This window comes from Microbacterium sp. zg.B48 (assembly GCF_024623505.1).
GTDB lineage: Bacteria > Actinomycetota > Actinomycetes > Actinomycetales > Microbacteriaceae > Microbacterium.
Map to the genome: position 1 here is coordinate 1 of NZ_JANJFE010000023.1, position 2,224 is coordinate 2,224.

The following is a 2,224-nucleotide window of genomic DNA, read 5'->3' on the forward strand; positions in this document are numbered from 1 at the left end:
CCAGATTGCGGACCAGAACCGCGCCCTTGCGCACCTCGTCCTCATCGATGTCCGGCCACTCGAACCCGAGCTTCTCCATCACCCAGACCAGCTCGTTCGGCAACATCATCCCCACGGCCACACCTCCACTAGAGACTCTATGAGTCGCGAGCGAACGGTCGCGATGGGGAGAACAACCCACCCACCCGCGCTCATGGGATCGCTTCCCACTGCGCGGCGTCCCGGATCAGCCGAGCGGCGTCGCCGGTCGGCGTCGCGACGCCTGTCACGCCACGGTCGACGACGGTCACCAGTGGGTTCACGGCAAGGGGAAGAGCGACCGCGGCCTGCACGATCGTGGCCTCGATCTGAGCGAGAACCTCACGCGCCTCGTATATGTCGGCGGTCTGCGCGTACTGCGCGATGAGCTGGTCGCGGGCGGCATCGGCATGCCCGGAGAGTGAGGCCGCACCTGCGCTGCCCCACTGCGCGGCGATCTGCTCCGGAGTCTGCGGGATCGGCGTGCGGGCGATCACGGCGTCCCAGGCGCGCTGCGCCAGCGCGGCCTCGAAGTCCTCACTGCTGCAGTCCACGACGCTCCACCCCGCCTCTGCGGCAGATTCCCGGAGAGCGGCGAAAGCACCCGCACCGAATTCGCTGGCCCGGTCGTAGAGCACGCACACCGGTGACCGGTCGGCAACTCCGGCGGACTCGCGTTCCCGCACCGGGTCATCGGCCGGGGACCCCAGCGCCACGGCGAACCCCGAATCCTCGTTGACGATGTCGTAGGCACGCGATCCCGGCGCCGACAGCATCGATGCCGTGCCGGTATAGGCCGACGCCCACAGGCCGGAGCCGCGCTCCACCATCGCCGGCGCCGACGTCGCACGGATGAACGCGGCGCGCGCCGGCTGCGAGGCGAAGATGCCGCCGGGGCGCAGCAGCAGAGCCCACGCTGTCCCGTCATGCGACGTGTTCACGGTGAAGTCCTTGCGCTCGAGTTCCCGGATGGGCCCGCGAATTGCGGTCGTCGGTGCCACGATCGCCACGTGCAGCCGGCCGCCGACGTCCGCGATCGGCTGGTCTCCAGGAGGCACCAGCTCGATCCGGGCGACCTTGGGCGTCACGGATCCGCGGAAGGCGGGATTGGGGACGAGTGTGACGCTCTGCCCCTCTGCCTCGTCTCGGACCTCGTCGACGAGGAAGGGCCCGCTGGAAAGCAGCAGGTCGGGGGCGATCTCGTCGCCGGCGGAGACCGTGAAGCCGTCGTTCCAGACCTCGGCGATGTCCTGGAGCACCGCCCGGTCCTCGTCCTGGATCGCCCGGATGACCGCCTGTTTCGCCTCCATCGCATCGTCGATGCCCAAGGCGCGTCGGCCGATGACGTGCGCCGGCACCGGCACCGTCACGGCTTGCTGCCAGCCGGTGACCGGCGGCTCGAACGTCACATCGATCGACCGGGCGAACTCGTCGACTGACGGAACGTCGGAGTCGGCATCCGGCTGGGTCTGGATCGCTCCGGAGTCCCCCTCCGGAGCGAAGTACCCGGCGGCTGCCGCCCAGCCCAGCAGAAGGTCGGCCGCGTCCAGCGGGATGCCGTCCGACCAGGCCGGCTCAGCAAGGTCGTACCGCACCGTGAACGGGTCGTCCGCGAGAATCGCGACGGTGCCGAACGATTCGTCCGCGACGAACTCCCCCTCCCGCACGTGGCCGAACCCGCCTCGGATCGCCTCGGCGATGGCGATGTTTCCGGCCGTCGGGGATGCGGCGGCGTTCGCCGATGTGAACGGACCCGCCCACCCGACGGTGATCCGGGTGCCCGGCACGACCGTGTCCGGCAGCCCGGGGGCGCACGCCGTCAGGCTTGCCCCGAGGCTTGCCGCGAGCAGGAGTGCGAGCGGTGCGCGGAAACGGCGCCGCGTCATGAGATCGCGGTCATACGAGGGCGGTCATATGAGGTCGGTGCCGTCTTCGCCTTCGACCAGCGCACGGAAGGGCTCGCTCTCTTCGCTCTCCAGCCACGCACGGGCATATTCCACCAGCAGGGCCGGGGAATCCTCCGCCTCCGCGGCGGTGGCGAACGGCCCGAGGGTGTCTTCTGACGGGCGCGTGTCCGCGCGTTCCACCGCCCTGGCCGTCAGGTTGTACCAGTAGCTCTGCGAGTCGCTCATCGGCCCCGTGCTCCGCTCATCTGCCCCATCCTATTGCTCGCCTCCTGGTGCCCTGGCACGGACAGAGGTCGTGG

At 69.9% G+C, this 2,224-nt stretch carries 2 protein-coding genes; both read right to left on the reverse strand.

The window, feature by feature from the left end; all coding sequences use genetic code 11:
• Positions 1–191: 191 nt before the first annotated feature.
• The gene (locus NQ152_RS16960) at positions 192–1,904 is read right to left on the reverse strand and encodes a hypothetical protein (protein WP_257524819.1); all 1,713 of its coding nucleotides are present in this window, start codon (positions 1,902–1,904) and stop codon (positions 192–194) included.
• 24 nt (positions 1,905–1,928) lie between these two features.
• Entirely contained in the window at positions 1,929–2,150 is a 222-nt protein-coding gene (locus NQ152_RS16965) for a hypothetical protein (protein ID WP_257504029.1), read from the reverse strand.
• Between the last annotated feature and the right edge of the window lie 74 nt (positions 2,151–2,224).